Source organism: Vibrio sinus (assembly GCF_023634645.1).
GTDB classification, from domain to species: Bacteria; Pseudomonadota; Gammaproteobacteria; order Enterobacterales; family Vibrionaceae; genus Vibrio; species Vibrio sinus.
In genome coordinates this window covers 197,798-218,122 of sequence record NZ_JAMKMR010000006.1, presented here as the reverse complement: position 1 = coordinate 218,122, position 20,325 = coordinate 197,798, and the positions used below count along the sequence as shown (strand labels likewise).

Below are 20,325 nucleotides of genomic sequence, written 5' to 3'. Positions count from 1 at the left end.
TGAAAATAATATGAATATTGGGGTTTTAATCTTTTCTAGGTATGATTCTACTCGGTTACCCGGAAAAGCACTATTGAAAATCAATGGTCAAGAGTTGCTTGGTAGAGTAATTGATAGAAGTAAGAAGTTAACTGGAGTGGAGGGTGTCGTGGTTGCCACCTCTGATCGAAAAACTGATGACGTAATTGCTGACTTTGCCAAATCTCAAGGCGTTGAAGTTTTTCGTGGTAACGTAAATGATGTTGCGAAAAGGGCGATAGATGCGTGTAATTATTATGGCTGGGATGCTTTCGTGCGTATTTGTGGTGATCGCCCATTTTATGATGTGTCCATCGTTAGGTCGTCGATTGAAAATATGTCTTATCGGCGGTGCGACCTAGTTACTACTTCTGGTGAATACATGCTTCCTCCTGGGTTAACAACTGAGGTCGTATTGTGCTCGGCATTGGAGAAATACTATGAATTTTTCCAAGCTTCTCATAAAGAACATCTTACCTCCTTCCTCTATGAGCGAGCGGGCAGTTTCGATATTCGCTATCTGGATTATCCGAACATATGCAAAGCTGTTTATCCTACCTCCTTAGTTGTTGATACCGATAAGGATCTACACCGTGCAGAGTGGGTCGCTAAAAAGCTTGAGCTAAGCAATCCAATACCAGAACAATCAGCCAGGACTGTGCTTGAACTCGCGAAACTTTGGGACAAGAATCATTTTTTAAACGTTAATTAGTTTATTTTGATAGCTAGCCATCTCAACTTTTGAGTTTTCGGGAAAATGTAACAGATCAACGGCTCATTTTTTAGGTGTTAACATATAGAATGAAATAGTGGTTAAGTATACAAAGTGAACCATTTTCTAGGAAGCTGGTGTCATTTTTGGTGCAAATATAGACCTAATCAGTATGATTTGATCTGACAATAGTAGTCTCTTCAATATTGCTAATAATATATTATTCAAGAACATAACCCCTATCAGTATTGTTTATAACTTTTTATCAGCATACTGTATAACTGGTTAGGGGTTACTCAGCGAGGATCATTTAAATGGCCAAAGTCGAATGTCTAAGGGAGAAATAAATATGATTATTTTAGGAATTCACGATGGGCACAATGCAAGCGCTGCGCTTATTGTGGATGGTGAGTTGGTATCAGCCGCGGGAGAGGAGAGATTCTCTCGAGAAAAGCATCACTATGGTTTTCCATATCAGGCGGTCAAAGCGGTTCTGAATGATGCAGACATTGGCTTAGATGATATTGATCATGTTGCTATGGCTACCAAAACACTGCCACCTGCCTACTTCAAGACACGTCGGAACTCAACATTCTCAATCGAAGATTACTGGAAAGAGCAAAAAGAGTATTGGTACCCTAAATTTTATGAAGGAAAGTCGCCACTGTACACGGAGATTTTCAAAGAGCATGTGGACAATACTGATTTTCCTTATGACGAAAGCTTGATTAAAAACGAAGCCGATCATGAAGGAATGTGGGCTGCGAGGGTTAAACATACCTGCGAGATTTTGAATATTACAGCGGATAAAATCTCGGTCCATGATCACCATACTTGCCATGCATATTACGGTTACTTAACCTGTCCCGAAGCTCAAACCAAAGAGTTGTTAGTTTATACGATGGATGGCGGTGGTGACGGTCAGAATGGCACAGTGTCTATTGGTCGACCAGGTGAGCCGTTGGAGTTTATTTCACGCTCTTCAAATTGCAATATAGGTCGCATGTATCGCTATGCCACGTTGTTACTTGGGATGCGCCCGGCAGATCATGAGTATAAACTTATGGGCCTTGCAGCCTATAATTCTATGACCAATGCGCGTAAGGCTTATGAAGTTTTTGCCGAAACACTTCAGGTCGATGGTTTAGGTTTTAAGTATAAAGTTGAGGTGGCGGATCACTTCTTCCATTTCAAAGAACGCTTGGAAGGGATGCGTTTTGATGCAGTTGCATATGGTATTCAAAAGCGTACTGAAGAGCTGCTTTGTGACTGGATCAAAAATGGAGTTGAAGAAACTGGTTTAAACAATATCGTGATGTCTGGCGGCGTAGCTCAAAATATTAAGGCTAATAAACTCATTTGGGAGCAAGATGGTGTTGATTCTCTCTACATTCCGCCAGGTCCTGGGGACGAGTCGATTTCAATCGGTGCTGCTATGTCTGCAATAGTAGAGCAGGGCAATATTAAGTCGATTAAGCCTATAACCAATGGATATTTTGGCATTTCCTATGATGAGGATACTGTCAAGTCCACGATCGCTGACTATGTAGAATCGCATTCTTTCAAGGTTGAACCACTGGTATTAGATAAAGTGGCTGAATATATGGCCAATGGTGATGTTGTTGCTCGTTTTGACTCACAATCTATGGAATTTGGGGCGAGAGCGCTAGGAAATCGCTCTATCATCGCAGACCCTCGTAATCCTCAGGTGATTCACACAATTAACAAATTAGTAAAAATGCGGGACTTTTGGATGCCGTTTGCCCCGAGTGTTCTTGAAGAGCGGGTTGATGATTATCTTATCAACCCTAAGTCTATTGATGCTCGCTACATGGCCATAGGGTTAGACTCTACGGATTTGGGTAAAGAGCACCTGTCGGCTGGCTTGCATCCTTTTGATCGCTCGGCAAGGCCTCAAATTGTTAGGAAACAGGATAACGATGGATACCACGCATTAATTAAAGCGTTTGAAGCGCGTACAGGTGTGGGGGCGGTATTGAATACGTCATTTAATATCCATGGTGAGCCCATTGTGTGTACACCAACTGATGCGTTAGATACTTTCTCACGTTGTGGTATTAAGCACCTAATTTTGGGTGATTGGCTAGTGAGTAAAGCCTAGTAATATATTGAGGTGACTTCAAAGTAGTCAGGATTATTGCTGGCTACTTATTGAATTCAGCTCAGCTTTGTAGAAAACTCCAACTCTATACAGGGAATACTTGGTAAGTTCGGTTGAGAATCCGAGTAGAATAACAAGCTACTTTAGAAGCTCAGGTTTTCATAAGGCCAGTGTATTTCTTTTGCCTAGTTGTGCGATCGGATGGGCGTTTACAACACACTGCAATTTCTCAAAACTAAATTCGATAAACCTCCAAAATCAAATGTGCAAGGTAAGAGGCTCCAATGAAATCAAATCCACTGGTAACTATATATATTCCCTGTCGTAACTATGGGCGCTTTTTACGTCAGAGTGTGGAAAGTGTTTACCAGCAACTATATACAAATTGGGAGCTCGTAATCGTTGATGAGGGTTCGGATGACGACTCAGTTGAACTGGCTGAGGAATTGTGCCGACATTTTCCAGCCAAAACTAAATTGTTACAAAACAAGAAACCAACTGGTCTGCAACGCTTAGCTAATATGGTACTTGCTCTAGCAAATGGTAAGTATATGGTTCGGCTTGATGCAGATGATTGGTTTGATGAAAATGCCCTTTTGGTAATGGTTGCGAAACTTGAATCTTCGCCAGATATTGGATTGGTTTACGGTAACTATTTCTACACAGATCCTAACGGGAACGTTCTGGGTGTTGAACGCCGATATAAACTTGGTATTGAAGACAACGTTGGCCAGTTGCCTCCTCATGGTGCCTGCACTATGTTCAGGACAAGGTCTCTTAAAGCAGTGGGCGGCTATTCAGAAGACATAAATGCGCAAGATGGTTGGGAGTTATGGTATAAGCTCTATGATCGAATTGGTGCTGCCAGCATAGATGTTCCGACCTTTTACTATCGACAGCATGGTGACTCTCTCAGTAGGGACTCTAATCGCCTATTGCAGGCACGATCTAGGATATTCGAGAGACTTAGTCAGTCACTTAATGGTGACTACGGCCTAAAAAACGTGGCAGTAATCCCTGTAAAAGAGTCATACCCAGGCTTTGAGGGTGTTCCATTCCGAGATTTTGGTGGATGTAGCCTGTTGGAGCGTGCGATAAACTCCGCAGCCAGATCATCCAAAGTCTCTTCAGTTGTCGTTTCCTCGTCTAGTCAACGTGTTCTAGATTACTCAGAAGAGCTTGAGCGCTCAGGCTCAGTGCCTCCGCACCTGCGTGTTCTGCGAAACGAGGAGCTTGGTGGGAGAAATATTCCAATACGTGAGTTGATGATTCATGCGGGTGAACACTTCTTTAGCGTAGAAGGCGAATACCCAGATGCAATTGCGTTTCTTAGTCTTCACGCTGTTTATCGGCAGACTTCTCATATTGATAAAGCGTTTAACGTCTTACGCATAACTGAAAGCGATACGGTTACTTCTGTACAAGAGGAGCGCGAGCCAATGTTTTCTTATGGAGGAGATGGGCTGGACCTGTTGAACCCTGGTCGCTTCCAAGACTTGATTTACGATCGGGAGAGGTTGTACCGATTTAATGGTTCTATTATTGCAAGCTGGTGGGATGTACTGCAAGAACACCACCTATTTGGTGAAAAAATAGCATTCATAGAGATGTCTGCGGAAGATAGCATTCAAATTAAGCATCCTAGTATGCTTAACCTTGCTGCCTATGGTAGTGGTAACTCCAAAGAATAAAGTTTCTAGATAGTCATACATTGTCGGTATCAAAGGTGGGTTTAACATCTATATAGCATGTTATTTGAATCTAAAGTTTTTTTCGGTCCGAGAAGTTCACTTTCGCGTTACGCGGATGCTTTCGGTTCAAAATATCGGTTTTTAGATTTGAAAGGCTATACCAAACCGTTAAATTAGTAAATATAGCATTGACCAATAGGTATTTTATAAACGATATGTGGAATTCAATTCGCAATACTATACAGACTTATTCGTTCTTGATTATAGCACTTTATGGAGCAAGCTTCTCTTATCATTCGACGGTCAATTTGGGTTGGCTAGACAAGACACCTTCGTTTTTCTTAGGGGGGCTCACTTTGTTGCTGTACTTATTTCTGCCAGTGAGAAAACTAGAAACCCTTCCGATACTTGTGCTGCTGGCCTTTTTTTCACCAATAGCTATCGATCTTTTCCGCGGTCGTACGATAGATGAATATCTATGGGTACTAATGTCTAATCTAGTTGTGTTCTATTCTGTTTCGGTTTTAATTTCAACTTTGTCAGATAAAAAATTCTGTTTGGTATTGGTTTCTTTTATTGTCGGTTATTTATCTCTGTCGGGGTGGTATTTTCATTCAAACGGTGTGAATGGTGTGAATGGTTTAAGAGCTTTTCTAGGTGGAATGAACCCAAATGACAGTGCTGCAGTAGGTCTGATATCTGTCGCTCTAATATATATTGTTGCAGAAAAATACCGACTCACCCTTTTTTCTGGGAAAAGCTTGGCAATAGTCAGTTTCTTAATTTTTTTGTGTCTTTCATTAAACATTTACCTTGTAGCAGTTACGGGCACTCGTTACGCAATGATCGGTATTGTTCTTGTATCAGCCGCTGGATTATTGAAAAACACATTTTCTGCGAGAACGTTGTTCTCGCGCCGCTACCTAATCGTTTTGTACGCAGTGGGATTGTTGCTGTCGAGTGCAATTCTAATTGGCATAGGTGGTGTCTCGGTAAGTCAGAGGATGTCGTTGGATTACAATGCTTACGGCAATGCTGACAAAGTGTATACGGATCAATTCGAGCGCCAGCATGATTTAGGAAAAGTCGATGGCTCAGTAATCTCTTTGGGAGGACGACTTCCAACCTGGAAGTTGGCGTATTATATGTCTGAAAACACACCGGTTTTTGGTGTAGGCAGGGTTAAGTTTGATCGGGTTAGAGATGAGTTGCTTCTCCCAAACGCTCATAACTATTTGGTTGAGAGTTATATTGATGGTGGCTTGTTGGGAGCGGCCTCGATTGTTGCTCTTCTGTTGTATTCGGTTGCCTTTATTTCTGCTCGATATTTCTCGTCAGGAGGAGGTGTCCTGTACCTTATTTTTGGTCCAGTTGTAATTATCTGTAGCTTGATGAATATTTGGTATCTTAAAACCCTGTGGTTTGCAATGGCGGTGTTGGTAGGGCTCGTGATTTCTGAAAGGAAAAACTGTGAAAATACTGTTAGTAATTGATGCTCTAAGCTCTGGTGGAGCTCAGCGCTTGTTTGCTCATCTAGCATGTGAGTTTGTCAAAGCAGGCCATAGTACTGATGTTTTTGTATATGATAACAATAGATTCTATGATGACAACTTTACTAACGCAGGTGCTCGTATAATCAGGTCTGATCGTAAAGGGAGTGGTTTTTCTTTTTCGGTACTATTGTCTTTGATTAAGGTGTACAAAGAGGGGTACGATCATGTCTTTGCCGCCTTGCATGCGCAGAGTTTTTACGCAGCTATCGCTAAGTTATTCGTACCTAAAGCCGCGCTCACAGTATGTGAATATAGCTCCTCGATCTCAAAAACCTCTCGTGTCCGAAAATTACTTTTTTATGTCAGTACTTTATTGGCTAATCGGCTTGCTAGTCCAACTGCAGTATTACGGTAGGATTTACGGTGAAATACAAAGTAATTGTGGTTGGTTCGTTCCGCTCTCGAGAATTTGGGGTAGTGGGAGGTATTGCGCGTTCCTGTGAAGAGTTGATGGAATCTGAATTTACCGAGCGCTTCGATGTTTTAACGGTAGACTCTACGCAACGAACTAATCCTCCACCTAACGTTTTGCTTAGAGGTTTTTTTTCAGTTGGGCGTTTGTTGCATTTCATACTCCAACTTGTGAAGCATCGCCCTGATGGCGTACTACTATTTTTTTCGTCGGGCATGAGCTTTTATGAAAAGATTTTAATGGGGTCGTTTGCGAAGCTTGTAGGGGCTAAGGTATTTCTCTTTCCTAGGGCAGGAGCACTCATCGAATCGAGTTCACGCAGCAAATTCATACGCCGTATCCATCGGTTACTTTTACGGTGCGGTGATGTGTTTTTGGCTCAAGGACGTACGTGGCAACGTTACGCCAGAAGTACTGGCGGATTTCAGAAGAGTGATACCTATATCGTACCCAACTGGACTGCTTCCAACCAATGCTTTTCGCTTGGAGACGATAAAATGGAAGCTCTAGAGGCTAAAGCAACGCCTACTATCGCATTTGTCGGTTGGCTCGAAATTGAGAAGGGCGTCCGTGAATTACTCCAAGCTTGTGAGAAATTGGCGAAGTTCGGATTGAGTTTTACCTGTTTATTGGCTGGTGATGGAACTCAAAAACAGTGGGCTCTGGACTTTATTGAACGGCATGGGCTCAATGGGAAAGTGAAGCTACAGGGATGGCTAGGTGACAATGAGCTACTTGAGCATTATCGATGTGCCGACATATTCGTGCTTCCTTCCTGGAAGGAAGGTATGCCAAATTCGCTAATAGAAGCGATGTCGTCTGGATTGTGTCCAGTTGTTACCTCAGTTGGTATCATTCCTGATTTTGTGCGAGATTACGAACATGGGCTTTTAGTAGAGCCTCGCTCTGCTGAATCTCTATACGAAGCACTCAAGGCTTTGATTGAAACGCCTGAATTACAGGTAGAATGTGCTCGTGCGGCTCACAAGCTAGCGCAGGAGTTTGAAAAGAATCGTGTAATACCGCGTCTATGCGATATTATGGAAAAGAGATTATCTTCATAAAGGTTTGGTTTTTCGGTGAATCTATTTACTAATAAAAGTCTTCTCATCACAGGTGGCACTGGGTCGTTCGGTAATGCAGTCTTGAACCGATTTCTTGAGTCCGACCTAGGTGAAATTCGCATCTTCAGCCGCGACGAGAAAAAGCAGGATGATATGCGAAAACGCTATTCTAATCCCAAGATAAAGTTCTACATCGGTGATGTTCGCGACTACAACAGTGTGCTCAATGCCACACGTGGCGTCGATTTTATTTTTCATGCAGCAGCATTAAAGCAAGTTCCTTCCTGTGAGTTCCACCCAATGGAAGCGGTCAAAACCAATATTTTGGGCACAGAGAATGTACTTGAGGCTGCTATAACAAATGAAGTTCGGCGTGTCGTCTGTTTGAGTACAGATAAGGCTGTTTATCCTATCAACGCGATGGGAATTTCAAAGGCTATGATGGAAAAAGTTATGGTCGCAAAATCGAGAGGCTTAGATAGTGGTAAAACTGTCATCTGTGGTACTAGATACGGCAATGTCATGGCTTCTCGTGGGTCGGTTATACCATTGTTTGTTGAGAAGATCAGACGAGAAGAGCCAGTTACAATTACGGATCCAAATATGACGCGTTTCATGATGACGCTTTCAGATGCGGTCGATCTCGTACTGTATGCGTTTGAAAATGGTCAGAACGGTGACATGTTTGTACAGAAAGCACCAGCCGCAACGGTTGCGACGCTTGCTCAGGCACTCACAGATCTTTTATCTAAGCCAGAGCATCCCGTCGAAGTGATAGGTACACGCCATGGAGAAAAACTTTATGAGGCGCTACTTAGTCGTGAGGAGATGGCTAGTGCACAGGATATGGGGGATTATTACCGTATTCCCCCGGATTTGCGTGATTTGAACTACGGCAAGTTTGTTGAACAGGGAGAGGAGAAAATTTCTCATTCCTCTGACTACAATTCTCACAATACGCAACGCCTGGATGTCGAGGGTATGAAGAAGCTACTACGGAAACTGAAATTCATACAAACGTTGGAATTGGGGCAGTATGTTCCGCCTGAGGAGTAATTTGTGCGAATTTTAGTGACAGGAGCCAGTGGTTTTATCGGTAAAAACTTAGTGGTGCGTCTCAAAGAGTCGAAAGATATCGACGTATCCACTTATGACCGGACTTCGGGTAAAAGTGAGCTCTCTGAGCTTGTCAAGCGTGCTGATTGGGTAGTACACCTTGCTGGCGTTAATCGCCCTGACTCACCGGACGAATTTTACCAGGGTAATTCGGGATTTACCTCTGCTTTATGCGATGCTGTTGCTGCGACAGGTAAGACGATCCCCATTATCTATAGCTCTTCTATCCAAGTAGATCGAGATGGAGACTACGGCAGCAGTAAACTCGATGCCGAAGGTACATTGAAGGCCTTAAATCGGGAAACTGGATGCCCAATATACATTTACCGATTACCTAATATTTTTGGTAAGTGGGCTAAACCTAACTATAACTCCGTAGTGGCTACGTTTTGCTACAATATAGCACGAAGCCTCCCAATTAAGATTAATGACCCAAGTTCAGTAATACGCTTGGTATATATTGATGATCTAATTGAAGATTTTTTGAGTTTGCTACGAAAACCGAGAACTATGGAACTCAGCTACGAACAGGTAGCACCAGAGTACAAACAAACGGTTGGCGAGCTTGCAGAGATGATAAAGGGGTTTAGGAAATCACGTGATAACTTAGTCGTCGACTCTGTTGGTGAGGGTCTAACCCGTGCACTGTATTCAACCTATGTTAGTTATCTATCTGAGGATGACTTCATTTACCCACTAAAGAAGAATTCTGACTCTCGTGGAGTTTTTGTTGAGATGCTCAAAACGGAAACATCTGGTCAGTTTTCTTATTTCACTGCACTGCCAGGCGTTACACGCGGTGGTCATTACCACCATACAAAAACGGAAAAATTTCTTGTCATCAAGGGCAAAGCGAAGTTTCGTTTCTGTCACCTCATAACTGGTGACCAATTTGAAATATCCACGGATGGTGGCGAACCACAGGTTGTGGAGACAGTGCCCGGTTGGACTCATGATGTGACAAACATTGGAAAAACTGAACTCATTTGTATGCTCTGGGCCAACGAAATATATGACCCGGAAAGCCCGGACACGCATGCCTGTCCACTAGACCCCTTTTATTTAGAGCCTCCTGTATGAAGAAGTTGAAGGTCATGACGGTCGTTGGAACTCGGCCGGAAATAATTCGTTTGTCTCGTGTAATCTCTAAAATCGATCAGTATTGTGATCATACCTTGGTTCATACCGGGCAAAATTATGATTACGAATTGAATGAGATATTCTTTGATGATTTAGGTATTCGAAAACCTGATCACTTCCTTAATGCAGCGGGGGCAAGCGGGGCTGAAACTATTGGTAACGTTATCATCGCTGTAGACCGTGTACTAAATAATATCCTACCCGATGCGTTATTAGTTCTAGGAGATACAAATAGCTGTCATGCGGTGTTACCTGCCAAACGTCGAAAAATCCCAACCTTTCATATGGAGGCGGGCAATCGGTGCTTTGATATGCGTGTTCCTGAGGAGATAAACCGACGAATAGTGGATCACACATCTGACATTAACCTTACCTACAGTACTATCGCGAGAGACTACCTCTTAACTGAGGGGGTGCCCCCAGATAGAGTTATCAAAACAGGTAGCCCTATGTTTGAGGTCCTGACTCATTACCGAGAGTCCATCGAAAGATCCGATGTTCTGAATAAATTAGGACTGACTTCGCGTCAGTTTTTTGTAGTCAGTGCTCACCGTGAGGAAAACATCGAGTCTGACCTTAATTTTGGTAAGCTAGTTGGTTTGTTGAATACCGTTGCCCAAGTATACAACCTGCCAATTATTGTTTCCACGCACCCGCGTACTCAAAAGCGCATTAACGCGAGCGGTGTACAGTTTAATGAGAACATTCGTATGCTCAAACCATTGAGTTTTAGTGATTATAACAAGCTACAGCTAGAATCGCTTGCAGTATTGTCTGACAGTGGAACTATCAATGAAGAGTCGTCAATATTAGAATTCCCGGCATTGAATCTACGAGAAGCTCATGAACGGCCAGAAGGAATGGAAGAAGCTGCTGTTATGATGGTGGGACTGGAGTCAGAGCGCGTACTACAGGGATTAGATATTTTGTCTAATCAGGCCAGTGGCGTTTCCCGAACTCTCCGACTAGTTGCTGATTACTCCATGCCAAATGTTAGCGATAAGGTCGTTCGTATTCTGCATAGCTATACAGATTATATAAGCCGTGTAGTTTGGAAAAAGTATTGAGTCATGAGAATTTTGGTGGTTACTCAGTACTTTTGGCCTGAGAATTTTCGTATCAACGATTTGTGCAACGCATTGGTGGAGAAAGGTCACGAACTAACAGTGTTGACGGGGAGACCAAACTACCCAAGTGGTGAACTTTTTCCTGAGTATCGCGCAGAACCTGGAAAGTTTGATGAATTTAAGGGGGCTCAGGTAGTACGAATCCCCTTTCTCTTGCGAGGAAAAAACAACCCCGTAAGGTTGGTTGGAAATTACATTAGTTTTGTACTATCCGCATCTACATTAGGGTTATGGAAACTTAGAAAGCAGACGTTTGACGTAGTGTTTGTTTTCGAACCTTCGCCAGTAACTGTCTGCCTTCCCGCACTGGTATATAAGTGGATATATAAAACACCAGTTGTTTTTTGGGTACTCGACCTATGGCCTGAGACACTACAGGCATTGGGAGTGGTCCGTTCTCCGAGACTGCTGAGAGCTATTGGTAGTATGGTGAGTTTTATTTATCGTCGCTGCGATCTGGTATTAGCGCAATCCAAAGCTTTTGTAGGCAGTATCTTGAAGTACTCGCGGCAACCTGAAAAAGTGAAGTACTTTCCTAGCTGGCCCGATCATATCCTAACCGATGATACTCAGGAGTTACCAGCTCAGTTGACCACTTCGAAGGCCTTTAAAGTGCTTTTTGCGGGTAATGTAGGTGAAGCTCAAGACTTTCCTGCTATTGTTCAGGCGGCGATACAGGTTCGAGATAAAGGTCTTAATATTCAAATTTTCATCGTGGGTGATGGTCGTGCATTACACCAAATACGAAGGCTGGTAGAGCAACATGAACTTGAGAACACACTCATTTTGCTGGGGCGCTACCCACTGGAAGCAATGCCTCACTTTTTTAGAGAGGCAGATGCGCTTTTAGTTAGCTTGAAAGAGAGTGATGCGTTTTCCAAGACTATCCCTGGGAAAATACAGTCTTACATGCAAGCAGAAAAACCTATTCTCACAATGTTGAGTGGAGAGGGGTCTCGGGTGGTAGATGAGGCCCAGTGTGGACTGACAGCGGATTCCGGCGATTATGCGAGGCTAGCTGATAATATCGAATCAATGTCTGTGATGGCGCCCTTTCAAATAAAGTTGATGTCCGACAATGCAAAACTATATGCTGAACGCGAGTTTAGTAGGGAAGGTCTGATTCTACAGTTAGAAAACTGGTTTTTGGAATTAACAGGACGAGAGAATGCGGGGAAGAAGTGTAGATGAGGTTATTTGTAACGGGTGGGACAGGGTTTGTTGGGCGAGCCCTGCTGGCACGCTGTGAGTCAGACGCTATATCGGTGATTGGGACCTATCGTGGGGCTTACCCATACTTGCCAATGTCTCACGTTGAGTACATTCAAGCAGATTTAACGGACCAACTTGATGGCCTTTCAGACCATTTACGTGGTATTGATGCTGTTATACACCTTGCTGCCCGCGCACATCAAATGAAGGATAGTGCGAGTGACTCATTGACACTTTATCGGAAGGCGAATGTCACACCGACGCTGGCTTTAGCTCGTTGTGCAGCGGAAGCCGGAGTCAAGCGTTTTGTATACATTAGTTCGATAAAGGTTAATGGTGAACGCACTGACGCGTACACTGCGTTTACCGAAGATGACGTGGTCCACCCCGAGGATCCTTACGGTTTATCGAAATGGGAGGCGGAGCAAGGGTTGCATCAAATTGCTGCGCAGACTGGGCTAGAAGTTGTCATCATTCGCCCTCCACTGGTTTATGGCCCAGGTGTGAAAGGTAATATGAAAGCGTTGGCTAGATTAGTCAAGCGCGGTTTTCCATTGCCACTTGGTGGCATTGAAAACAAACGATCCATTGTTTCTGTGACAAACTTAGTGGATTTGATCCTTTTGACAACTACACATCCGAGGGCAGCAAACCAAACTTTTTTGGTAAGCGACGGTGTCGACCTCTCCACGTCGGACCTACTACAGTATGTTGCATGCGCAGGAAATACTCGACTAAGATTGATACCTATTCCTGTTAATGCTGTTAGTTTTCTTTTAAGGTCACTTGGCAAAACCATAATTGCTGAGCGGTTGTTCGGCTCGCTCCGAGTTGATATCACATATACAACGCGTCAGCTGGGCTGGAAACCAGTGAGTTCGATCGAAAATGAATTTAAACATATGTTAGAGAGTTGGGATTGACCCTGGTTCACTACGAAACCTAATGTTTTCAGCGTTGGGCTTACTCGTGGGTGAATGTTGAGTTTGCAGAGGCAGTTTTAATAGGCTAGATAGTAACCTCAAATCAAACGGGAAGTTAGCTAATCTGGCGACTAATATCAGCGATATCCGGAGAGCAAAGAGAGAGTAGGGTACGGAAATCTAGTTGCAGGCCAAATTGCTTGTTGCCACTGCTAATTGTGACGGTATCTAATTGCATGATCTCTATGTCAAATACAACGGATACAGCCTTGGGTAGTAGTAACGGAGAAACGGTTCCGACAGCATAGCCAGTTACCTTGTAAACGCTGTTGGCAGCCACACAGGTAACACGCCTGGAGCGAAAGTGGGCACGGACTTTTTTAGGGTCAACCGATCTCTTACCCGGGACACAAGCTAGACGATAATTGTTGTCCATATCCACCAGTAAAATGGACTTGACCATTTTACTTGGGCAGATCCCACGTTGCTGGGCCGTTTCTTCTATGCTGGTTGTGGCTTTTTCCTGGAAAAGGCGTTGGTACACGATACCGTGTGAATCAAGGTATCGTGTAACTGGAGTGGATAAATCACTCATCGTCTATGGCGTATGGTAATGGCTGTATTGTCCATGTTTCTTCAGGGGAAGAACTCGCTCGAAGTTGCGTATCCGGGTCCAAATTATTGGGCAGTACTATGGTGCCTATGACAGTGCCATCTACATATTGGTAGTGAGACAGTAGTGTGCCCACTTTGCGCCAGTTTTCGCCCACAGAGCGCTCCATTTCAACACTCGACTCTGTAATAGACATGTTCAATTTGCCTTTAACAATGAACATGCCTCGCTTATTAATGCCTCGGTATTTGGCTCTAGCGACCATTTCTTGCCCGGTATAACATCCTTTCTCAAAACTGATGCCATCTAGTGCTTGCAAATTAAATGCCTGAGGAATGTACTCGTTTTGTGCATCTTTACCGATAATTGGTAAGCCTTCTTTGATATCAAATGCTCGCCACAGATCTTCTGAGACTTTTTTCGCATCAGTTGTCTCACAGATAGAGGTAACCTTGTCTTTATCAACCATTAACAGCCAGCGAAGCTCACTGATTTTAACGGCTGTACCAAATGACATGTTTCTCACATCACCCGTTGATTCACTCAAGGCGTCGATATATTGTTCTGCTTCTTGGCCGATAACGCCGAACATCACTGATTCAGAAAGCGTAATGTCCACTTTAGAAAATACCGCGTACTTTTTGATTTCCGCTAACTCTGTTTCAATGGCCGAACGAGGTTGCACCATGGCGTAACCATTTTGATGAGCAAATAGGCGGAAAATACTCCACACTTTACCTTTCGCATCGCAGTGTGCACCTAATGTGCTTTTATCTTCTGCTAATGTGACTACATCACACGTGATTTGTCCTTGTAAATACGACTTCCTATCATCGCCTGTTACCGTGATTGCCGCCCATGAATTTAAATGGGTGAGCATCAAACTTGGAAGCGTATCGTTTTCATGAACGTCTAGCGGTGTAAATGCACTTTGCCAGCTCATTGTGCGTACCTTATATCTCATCAGTTGTTTGATTGACATGTTAAGGCGAATTGCTTTGATACTGCAAGTTACTTACCTGTTATTTTAAGTTTGAAAATGGGCAAAATTGGCGTGTCACTCAAGGAGTGTGAAGGTAAGACTAGTGGTTATGAGAGTGGCTTGGTACACTCGGCGCACACTTTGATGATGTCTTGTGAGGACAGTATGTACACAGTTGAAGAAAAAGCACGCATTAAGTGGGCTTGCCGAAGAGGTATGCTTGAGTTGGATGTGGTGATCATGCCATTTTTTGAAGAGTGCTTTAATTCGTTGTCTGAAAGTGAGCAAAAAGATTTCGTTTCTCTATTGGAATGCGATGACCCGGATTTGTTTGCTTGGATAATGGGGCATAGGCGAAGTGAAAATCTAGTCCATGCAGCTATGGTCGATAAACTTGTCGCCTATAACCTCAGCAAAGTGCGTTAGCCTATTCGTTAAACCTTCCTGCTATGCACGCATTGCAAATATGACGGTCATTGTGTTTGCGGTGTGTGCGTGTGTCGTATCGTTTTTCCCCCTTGCTCCTTCGATATATATCATTGGGTTAGTGCTCTGTTACGCTCGTGATTATGAATGCCTGCCCAAAAGCATCTCTGGTAGGGCGGATATCTCCTCTAATGGTGAATTAACTCTATCGGGCAACAAGTTTGTAAGCCAAAAAACTTTGTTCCTTTATGCGCCACTTTTTATCGTATTTATCAGTAAACATGGGCAGAAATTTAGCCTGTGGAGGGACAGTTTGAGCGATGATGAGTATCGAAAGGTATTGGTATATTTAAGGTATGGTCGCGAGTAGGGAGCGAATCCTCCCTACTTAAAAGCTTCACTATTGGTTGGGATCTAAAATAGTCGGCCCACTATTTTCAATTAAATCTGGGTAGTCTAAGGTATAGTGTAATCCGCGGCTTTCTTTTCTTTGCATCGCGCAGCGCACCATCAATTCAGCCACTTGTAACAGGTTGCGTAACTCCAATAAGTTATTTGAAACACGGAAGTTGCTGTAATACTCGTGCGTTTCTTGTTGCAGAAGCTGTATTCGGCGTAATGCCCTTTCAAGACGCTTATCCGTTCTTACAATGCCCATGTAGTCCCACATGAAAAGACGCAGTTCATGCCAATTGTGCTGGATGATCACTTCTTCATCGGAGTCACAGACTTGGCTTTCATCCCATGCCGGTAAGGTGGAAGGAAGCGATGCCGTGGGTAGCTTGTCTAAAATGTCTTTTGCTGCAGACCAAGCGTACACTACACATTCAAGTAAAGAGTTTGAAGCCATTCTATTGGCACCATGTAAACCGGTATAGCTGACTTCACCAATCGCATACAATTGGTCAATATCCGTCTTGCCATTTTTATTTACTTTGACACCACCGCAGGTGTAGTGAGCCGCAGGCACGATCGGAATTGGCTCTTTGGTCATATCTATACCCAGATCTTGCAGCCGCATATGTATCGTTGGGAAGTGTTTTTCGATAAATTCGACGGGCTTATGGCTGATGTCTAGGTACATGCAATCTACGCCGAGGCGTTTCATTTCATAGTCAATAGCTCGGGCAACGATATCCCTTGGTGCCAGCTCTTCTCGCTCATCAAAGTCAGGCATGAAGCGAGTGCCATCTGGACGTAGTAAATACGCTCCCTCACCGCGCAGAGCTTCAGTCAGTAGGAAGTTACGTGCTTCTGGGTGGTATAAACAGGTTGGATGGAACTGATTAAACTCTAAATTCGCGACTCGGCAGCCAGCGCGCCATGCTATCGCGATACCATCACCTGAAGAGACATCTGGGTTAGAGGTATATTGGTAGACCTTAGATGCTCCGCCCGTTGCCAGCACAACAAACTTCGCTCGAACGGTTTCGACGTGTTCATCGGCTCGATTCCAGATGTATGCGCCAACCGCTTTGTGTTTGTTGCCGCCGACTTTATCTTCGGTAATGATATCGAGTGCATTATAACGTTCAAAAATCTCGATATTCGGGTGATTATTAACGTTCTCTTGCAACGAGGTTTGCATCGCCATCCCCGTCGCATCAGCGGCGTGGAGAATGCGTCTATGGCTGTGACCACCTTCCTGATTGAGATGGTAGCGAGGTTGTCCGTCACTGCCGTTCTCTTCTCTATCAAACGGAACACCGCCGTCAATTAACCATTGCACACATTCTTTTGCATTTTCGGCAATGAATTTCACCGCCTCTGGCTCACAAATGCCAGCGCCGGCAATGTGCGTATCTTGAATATGAGATTCTATGCTATCTGATTCGTCAAAAACGGCTGCAATCCCGCCCTGAGCATAATAGGTGGCTCCTTCACTGCGTGGCCCCTTGCTAAGAACGATAACTTTGGCATGAGCTGCGATGCGAAGGGCAAGTGAAAGGCCAGCTGCTCCGCTCCCCACTACTAATACGTCACATTGATGTTCACGGTGTGCGTTCATAATACTGTTCTGTCCTGAGCTGAAAATTGGCATTCAGCTTGTGTAAAGAAAATCTACAAATATCGTTGATTGGAATACAATAATGCTTAGTTCCCATTGCTTTTCATTGAGTTCAACTTTAGATTTGGAAAATAAACCCAATTAAGATTACATCATAATGACAAGCAAGAAAGGTAAAAAATTTACGAAAGTTTTGAACTTTTTTTGCATTCCTAGGTCACAATACTGCTCATGTTAGCGGTGGTGTCAATACTGCATTTTGCATAATTAAAGCTCATATCTAGATCTAGATAGGGTTATAAACAATAGGAGTACACGCTCGAATGAACGAGCAATTGACCGATCAAGTATTGATAGAGCGAGTACAGGGCGGAGATAAGCAAGCATTTAACCTTTTGGTTTTAAAGTATCAAAATAAAGTGTGTAATCTTATTTCTCGATATGTGAGCAATTCTGGAGACGTTGCCGACGTCGCTCAAGAAGCATTCATCAAAGCGTATCGTGCAATCCCCAGTTTTCGTGGCGAAAGCGCGTTCTATACTTGGTTATATAGAATAGCTGTCAATACCGCTAAAAATCACATTGTTGCTCAGAGCAGGAGGCCACCAGCCAGCGATGTGGATGCTGAAGAAGCAGAATATTATGAAAGCAGTAGTGCATTGAAAGAAATATCGAACCCGGAGAACTTAACGTTGTCCAATGAATTGAAGCGTGTAGTTTTTAGTTCTATCGAGGCGCTACCTGAAGATTTGAAAACGGCAATGACTCTGCGAGAGCTGGATGGCTTGAGTTATGAAGAAATTGCCGAAGTGATGGATTGTCCCGTGGGAACGGTACGTTCCCGTATATTCCGTGCTCGTGAAGCGGTGGAAAAGAAGATAAAACCTCTTTTACAACGTTAACAAGCATTAACGAAAATGGTGGAAATAATGGCTGGCAAAGAAAAGCTTTCAGCACTCATGGATGGGGAAATGATCGATAAATCGCTAATTAGTGAATTAGTCGACGATCATCAGGGCCTTCAAACATGGAAAAACTATCATCTGATTGGTGATGTGATGCGTGGTGAAGCCCCAGAAAATCCCAATTGGAATATTGCTGAAAGTGTTGCATTGGCGTTGGAAAACGAACCTGCGCACAACCCCATGAGTACGAATACAGTGCTCAACCTGGGCGATGCGAAGCTAGAAGCGCAGCCTGAGCCATCGGCGGCGCGTCGTCGTTTGCCTAAATGGTTATCTCCGGTGAGTCAAGTGGCGGTTGCCGCCAGCGTCACGCTAGCGGTAGTGTTAGGCTTTACTCACACAGGTTCAGACAATGCCGAGCAAAACAGCGCGAGTGGCGCTGTCCAAGTGTTGAACACGCTACCCTGGGGGGGAAGTGCATCTCCGGTCAGTTTGACTCGTAGTTCCGTTGAAAATAACTCAGCCCATACAAGGCGTGTTATACTCGGCTACTCTTCCGATTTCGATAAACAAATGTTGATGAAAAGTCAGTCAAACTAGAGTGAATTGGGCGAGAAGGAAACACACCACTTTTATGAACACGTCAAACCGGTAGCTGAATGAAGAAGTCTCTAGTCTACGCAATCGTTATTTATTGTATGAGCTCGGTGGCCGCATACGCCGCCGACACCCCAGCCTCAACAGGTAGTCAATCCTCAGCTACTGCAACCACCAATACCAATCCATTGCTTACTTTATTAACTGAAATGAATAAAGCGAGCAAACAGCTTAGCTATCAACTTTCTTATGTCGTCATGAACCGCAACTCTATCGAGCCGATGCAGTATAGCCATGCGGTGGAAAATGACGTGCAGATTGCCCATCTTGTCTACCTAAGCGGACCGATGCGTGAAGTGATTCGTCGTGGGGGCGAAGTCAGTTATATCGACTCAAGCTCAGAGCCATTTACCATTCGTGCTAACTATATGGTCGCGCCAATTATTCCTTTGTTAAACAGTAACATCGGTGAGCTAAGTAAGTATTACGATTTTATTCCGCTTGGCAAAGCAAGAGAAGCGGGGGCAACATGCCAAGTCTTGCGCATCGTGTCGAAAGATGGCATGCGATATTCCTATATCTTATGGGTGGATGAAAAAACCAAACTGCCACTGCGTGCCGATTTACTTGATAGAGGTGGCGACATTTTAGAACAGTTTAGAACCATCTCGTTTGCCACGGGAAGCAGTGTGACTAAAGCAATGAGCCCGTTGCAAAACGTGCAATTGCCGCAAGTGCTTTCATTGCCGCAAGGGAACTTAAAGCAAACCTATTGGAAAGTTACTTGGATCCCCAATGGCTTTAAGCCTGAAGAGCTCAATCGCTATAAGCTTTCTGGTACCGATCAAACGGTAGAAAGTCAGCTCTATTCCGATGGCTTGTTTGACTTTTCTGTGTATGTGTCTGACAGAGATAACCAGTCTTTAAAAAGCCAGTTAGTCAGACAAGGTCGCAGAACGCTGCAAATTTTCGCTAGTGGTAAGAATGAAATTGCCGTTATTGGTGATATTCCACCGGAAACGGCCCAACGTATCGCCCAATCAGTGAAGTTTGCCGCTGTCCCACCACAAGCATTGAACGATACAACAGATGGTGTCGATAATGGCGTGTCTGTTGAGAGTAGCACGCAATGATGACCGCGCTCGCCACTGTGGCTTCGGTTAATCCTAAAGCCAAAGGTTATCAAGTTGAGCTTAGTTGCGAGCAGCAAACCAGTTGTAGCAGCTGCTCTTCACAAAAAAGCTGTGGAACGGGTATTGTCAGTAAAGCATTTGGCAATAAAACGTTGTTTTGGCAGCTTTCGACTAAGCAACCCTTGCAAGCAGGTCAGGTTGTTGAAATCGGTTTTCCTGAAAAAAGTCTGCTTTGGTCGGCTTCTGTTGTCTATATTGTCCCTTTGCTTATGCTGTTTGTTGGCGCGTTAGCCTCCCAATGGATTTTAGTTCCCATATTGAATACAGGAGAAGGCGTGACCATACTTATGTCTGGTCTGTTTTTATTTTTCGGTATCTTGCTAGCTAAAAAGCTGGCTCGCAAAGCGGAAAACGACTCTGCTCAAGAAGTTGTATTGCTTCGCGTGCTAGGTGAGCCAATTAGCTAGTGCGTATCGACTAGAAATTGGGTAGAATCTGCCAACCTATGTTAAATGCCGCTTTAATGCGGCATTACAGTTTCTTTTAATGCAACGAGTTTAGTCACGCCAAT

At 43.9% G+C, this 20,325-nt stretch carries 20 protein-coding genes; 17 read left to right on the top strand and 3 right to left on the bottom strand.

The features are described 5' to 3' along the window. The first annotated feature begins 10 nt into the window (after window positions 1–10). The 11 genes from M9194_RS08895 to M9194_RS08845 all read left to right on the top strand — a co-directional run bounded on the left by M9194_RS08895 (window position 11) and on the right by M9194_RS08845 (window position 13,090). Window positions 11–730 (top strand): cytidylyltransferase domain-containing protein, encoded by a 720-nt coding sequence (locus tag M9194_RS08895; RefSeq protein WP_250612279.1) that lies wholly within the window; start codon window positions 11–13, stop codon window positions 728–730. 349 nt (window positions 731–1,079) lie between these two features. Next, window positions 1,080–2,852: a carbamoyltransferase C-terminal domain-containing protein gene (locus M9194_RS08890; RefSeq protein WP_250612278.1), complete on the top strand. Its 1,773-nt coding sequence runs from the start codon at window positions 1,080–1,082 to the stop codon at window positions 2,850–2,852. A 284-nt stretch (window positions 2,853–3,136) separates the two neighbouring features. Beyond that, window positions 3,137–4,543 (top strand): glycosyltransferase family 2 protein, encoded by a 1,407-nt coding sequence (locus M9194_RS08885; protein WP_250612277.1) that lies wholly within the window; start codon window positions 3,137–3,139, stop codon window positions 4,541–4,543. A 215-nt stretch (window positions 4,544–4,758) separates the two neighbouring features. After that, window positions 4,759–6,036 carry an O-antigen ligase family protein gene (locus M9194_RS08880; protein ID WP_250612276.1) on the top strand — a complete coding sequence of 426 codons (1,278 nt, stop codon included), beginning with the start codon at window positions 4,759–4,761 and terminating at the stop codon, window positions 6,034–6,036. Next, entirely contained in the window at window positions 6,014–6,451 is a 438-nt protein-coding gene (locus tag M9194_RS08875) for a glycosyltransferase family protein (RefSeq protein WP_250612275.1), read from the top strand. Before M9194_RS08880 ends, M9194_RS08875 begins: the two co-directional genes overlap by 23 nt. Window positions 6,452–6,459: 8 nt before the next feature. Beyond that, entirely contained in the window at window positions 6,460–7,572 is a 1,113-nt protein-coding gene (locus tag M9194_RS21765) for a glycosyltransferase (protein ID WP_250612274.1), read from the top strand. A 15-nt stretch (window positions 7,573–7,587) separates the two neighbouring features. After that, a complete protein-coding gene (locus M9194_RS08865) occupies window positions 7,588–8,628 on the top strand; it encodes a polysaccharide biosynthesis protein (RefSeq protein ID WP_250612273.1) in 1,041 nt (346 codons plus the stop codon). A gap of 3 nt (window positions 8,629–8,631) precedes the next feature. Further along, window positions 8,632–9,768, top strand: coding sequence for a UDP-2-acetamido-2,6-beta-L-arabino-hexul-4-ose reductase (wbjC, locus tag M9194_RS08860; protein ID WP_250612272.1), 1,137 nt, complete (start codon window positions 8,632–8,634; stop codon window positions 9,766–9,768). Next, complete coding sequence (wecB, locus tag M9194_RS08855) at window positions 9,765–10,895, top strand: non-hydrolyzing UDP-N-acetylglucosamine 2-epimerase (protein WP_250612271.1); 1,131 nt, start codon at window positions 9,765–9,767, stop codon at window positions 10,893–10,895. Before wbjC ends, wecB begins: the two co-directional genes overlap by 4 nt. Before the next feature lie 3 nt (window positions 10,896–10,898). Continuing rightward, window positions 10,899–12,146 (top strand): glycosyltransferase family 4 protein, encoded by a 1,248-nt coding sequence (locus M9194_RS08850; protein ID WP_250612270.1) that lies wholly within the window; start codon window positions 10,899–10,901, stop codon window positions 12,144–12,146. Next, complete coding sequence (locus M9194_RS08845) at window positions 12,143–13,090, top strand: NAD-dependent epimerase/dehydratase family protein (protein WP_250612269.1); 948 nt, start codon at window positions 12,143–12,145, stop codon at window positions 13,088–13,090. The genes M9194_RS08850 and M9194_RS08845 overlap by 4 nt, the downstream gene beginning before the upstream one ends. A gap of 115 nt (window positions 13,091–13,205) precedes the next feature. Here M9194_RS08845 and M9194_RS08840 read toward each other — a convergent pair whose 3' ends face one another. Together M9194_RS08840 and ygfZ are read right to left on the bottom strand one after the other, a co-directional pair. Beyond that, complete coding sequence (locus tag M9194_RS08840) at window positions 13,206–13,685, bottom strand: aminoacyl-tRNA deacylase (RefSeq protein ID WP_250612268.1); 480 nt, start codon at window positions 13,683–13,685, stop codon at window positions 13,206–13,208. Further along, window positions 13,678–14,646, bottom strand: coding sequence for a tRNA-modifying protein YgfZ (ygfZ, locus tag M9194_RS08835; protein WP_250612267.1), 969 nt, complete (start codon window positions 14,644–14,646; stop codon window positions 13,678–13,680). Before ygfZ ends, M9194_RS08840 begins: the two co-directional genes overlap by 8 nt. A gap of 204 nt (window positions 14,647–14,850) precedes the next feature. On the opposite strand from ygfZ, the gene M9194_RS08830 reads away from it, so the two are divergent. Beyond that, window positions 14,851–15,111: an FAD assembly factor SdhE gene (locus tag M9194_RS08830; protein WP_250612317.1), complete on the top strand. Its 261-nt coding sequence runs from the start codon at window positions 14,851–14,853 to the stop codon at window positions 15,109–15,111. Continuing rightward, window positions 15,059–15,481 (top strand): protein YgfX, encoded by a 423-nt coding sequence (locus M9194_RS21825; protein WP_431769398.1) that lies wholly within the window; start codon window positions 15,059–15,061, stop codon window positions 15,479–15,481. The genes M9194_RS08830 and M9194_RS21825 overlap by 53 nt, the downstream gene beginning before the upstream one ends. Window positions 15,482–15,511: 30 nt before the next feature. On the opposite strand, the gene nadB is transcribed toward M9194_RS21825, so the two are convergent. Beyond that, a complete protein-coding gene (gene nadB / locus M9194_RS08825) occupies window positions 15,512–17,119 on the bottom strand; it encodes an L-aspartate oxidase (protein ID WP_250612266.1) in 1,608 nt (535 codons plus the stop codon). A 323-nt stretch (window positions 17,120–17,442) separates the two neighbouring features. On the opposite strand from nadB, the gene rpoE reads away from it, so the two are divergent. The 4 genes from rpoE to M9194_RS08805 are packed head-to-tail and all read left to right on the top strand — an operon-like array spanning window position 17,443 to window position 20,221. Beyond that, entirely contained in the window at window positions 17,443–18,021 is a 579-nt protein-coding gene (gene rpoE, locus M9194_RS08820; protein WP_250612265.1) for an RNA polymerase sigma factor RpoE, read from the top strand. A gap of 27 nt (window positions 18,022–18,048) precedes the next feature. Further along, window positions 18,049–18,624, top strand: coding sequence for an RseA family anti-sigma factor (locus M9194_RS08815; protein ID WP_250612264.1), 576 nt, complete (start codon window positions 18,049–18,051; stop codon window positions 18,622–18,624). A gap of 59 nt (window positions 18,625–18,683) precedes the next feature. After that, window positions 18,684–19,754, top strand: coding sequence for a sigma-E factor regulatory protein RseB (gene rseB, locus M9194_RS08810; protein WP_250612263.1), 1,071 nt, complete (start codon window positions 18,684–18,686; stop codon window positions 19,752–19,754). Further along, the gene (locus tag M9194_RS08805; RefSeq protein ID WP_250612262.1) at window positions 19,751–20,221 is read left to right on the top strand and encodes a SoxR reducing system RseC family protein; all 471 of its coding nucleotides are present in this window, start codon (window positions 19,751–19,753) and stop codon (window positions 20,219–20,221) included. The genes rseB and M9194_RS08805 overlap by 4 nt, the downstream gene beginning before the upstream one ends. The last annotated feature ends 104 nt before the right edge of the window (window positions 20,222–20,325 follow it).

Bases quoted from the DNA above. Each gene is read 5' to 3' on its own strand.
- M9194_RS08845 (WP_250612269.1), top strand. From the start codon at position 12,143: ATGAGGTTATTTGTAACGGGTGGGACAGGGTTTGTTGGGCGAGCCCTG.
- M9194_RS08805 (WP_250612262.1), top strand. From the start codon at position 19,751: ATGATGACCGCGCTCGCCACTGTGGCTTCGGTTAATCCTAAAGCCAAA.
- M9194_RS08880 (WP_250612276.1), top strand. From the start codon at position 4,759: ATGTGGAATTCAATTCGCAATACTATACAGACTTATTCGTTCTTGATT.
- nadB (WP_250612266.1), bottom strand. From the start codon at position 17,119: ATGAACGCACACCGTGAACATCAATGTGACGTATTAGTAGTGGGGAGC.
- ygfZ (WP_250612267.1), bottom strand. From the start codon at position 14,646: ATGAGCTGGCAAAGTGCATTTACACCGCTAGACGTTCATGAAAACGAT.
- M9194_RS08815 (WP_250612264.1), top strand. From the start codon at position 18,049: ATGGCTGGCAAAGAAAAGCTTTCAGCACTCATGGATGGGGAAATGATC.
- M9194_RS08885 (WP_250612277.1), top strand. From the start codon at position 3,137: ATGAAATCAAATCCACTGGTAACTATATATATTCCCTGTCGTAACTAT.
- wecB (WP_250612271.1), top strand. From the start codon at position 9,765: ATGAAGAAGTTGAAGGTCATGACGGTCGTTGGAACTCGGCCGGAAATA.
- M9194_RS08890 (WP_250612278.1), top strand. From the start codon at position 1,080: ATGATTATTTTAGGAATTCACGATGGGCACAATGCAAGCGCTGCGCTT.
- rpoE (WP_250612265.1), top strand. From the start codon at position 17,443: ATGAACGAGCAATTGACCGATCAAGTATTGATAGAGCGAGTACAGGGC.
- M9194_RS08830 (WP_250612317.1), top strand. From the start codon at position 14,851: ATGTACACAGTTGAAGAAAAAGCACGCATTAAGTGGGCTTGCCGAAGA.
- M9194_RS08850 (WP_250612270.1), top strand. From the start codon at position 10,899: ATGAGAATTTTGGTGGTTACTCAGTACTTTTGGCCTGAGAATTTTCGT.
- M9194_RS08895 (WP_250612279.1), top strand. From the start codon at position 11: ATGAATATTGGGGTTTTAATCTTTTCTAGGTATGATTCTACTCGGTTA.
- M9194_RS08840 (WP_250612268.1), bottom strand. From the start codon at position 13,685: ATGAGTGATTTATCCACTCCAGTTACACGATACCTTGATTCACACGGT.
- M9194_RS21825 (WP_431769398.1), top strand. From the start codon at position 15,059: ATGCAGCTATGGTCGATAAACTTGTCGCCTATAACCTCAGCAAAGTGC.
- rseB (WP_250612263.1), top strand. From the start codon at position 18,684: ATGAAGAAGTCTCTAGTCTACGCAATCGTTATTTATTGTATGAGCTCG.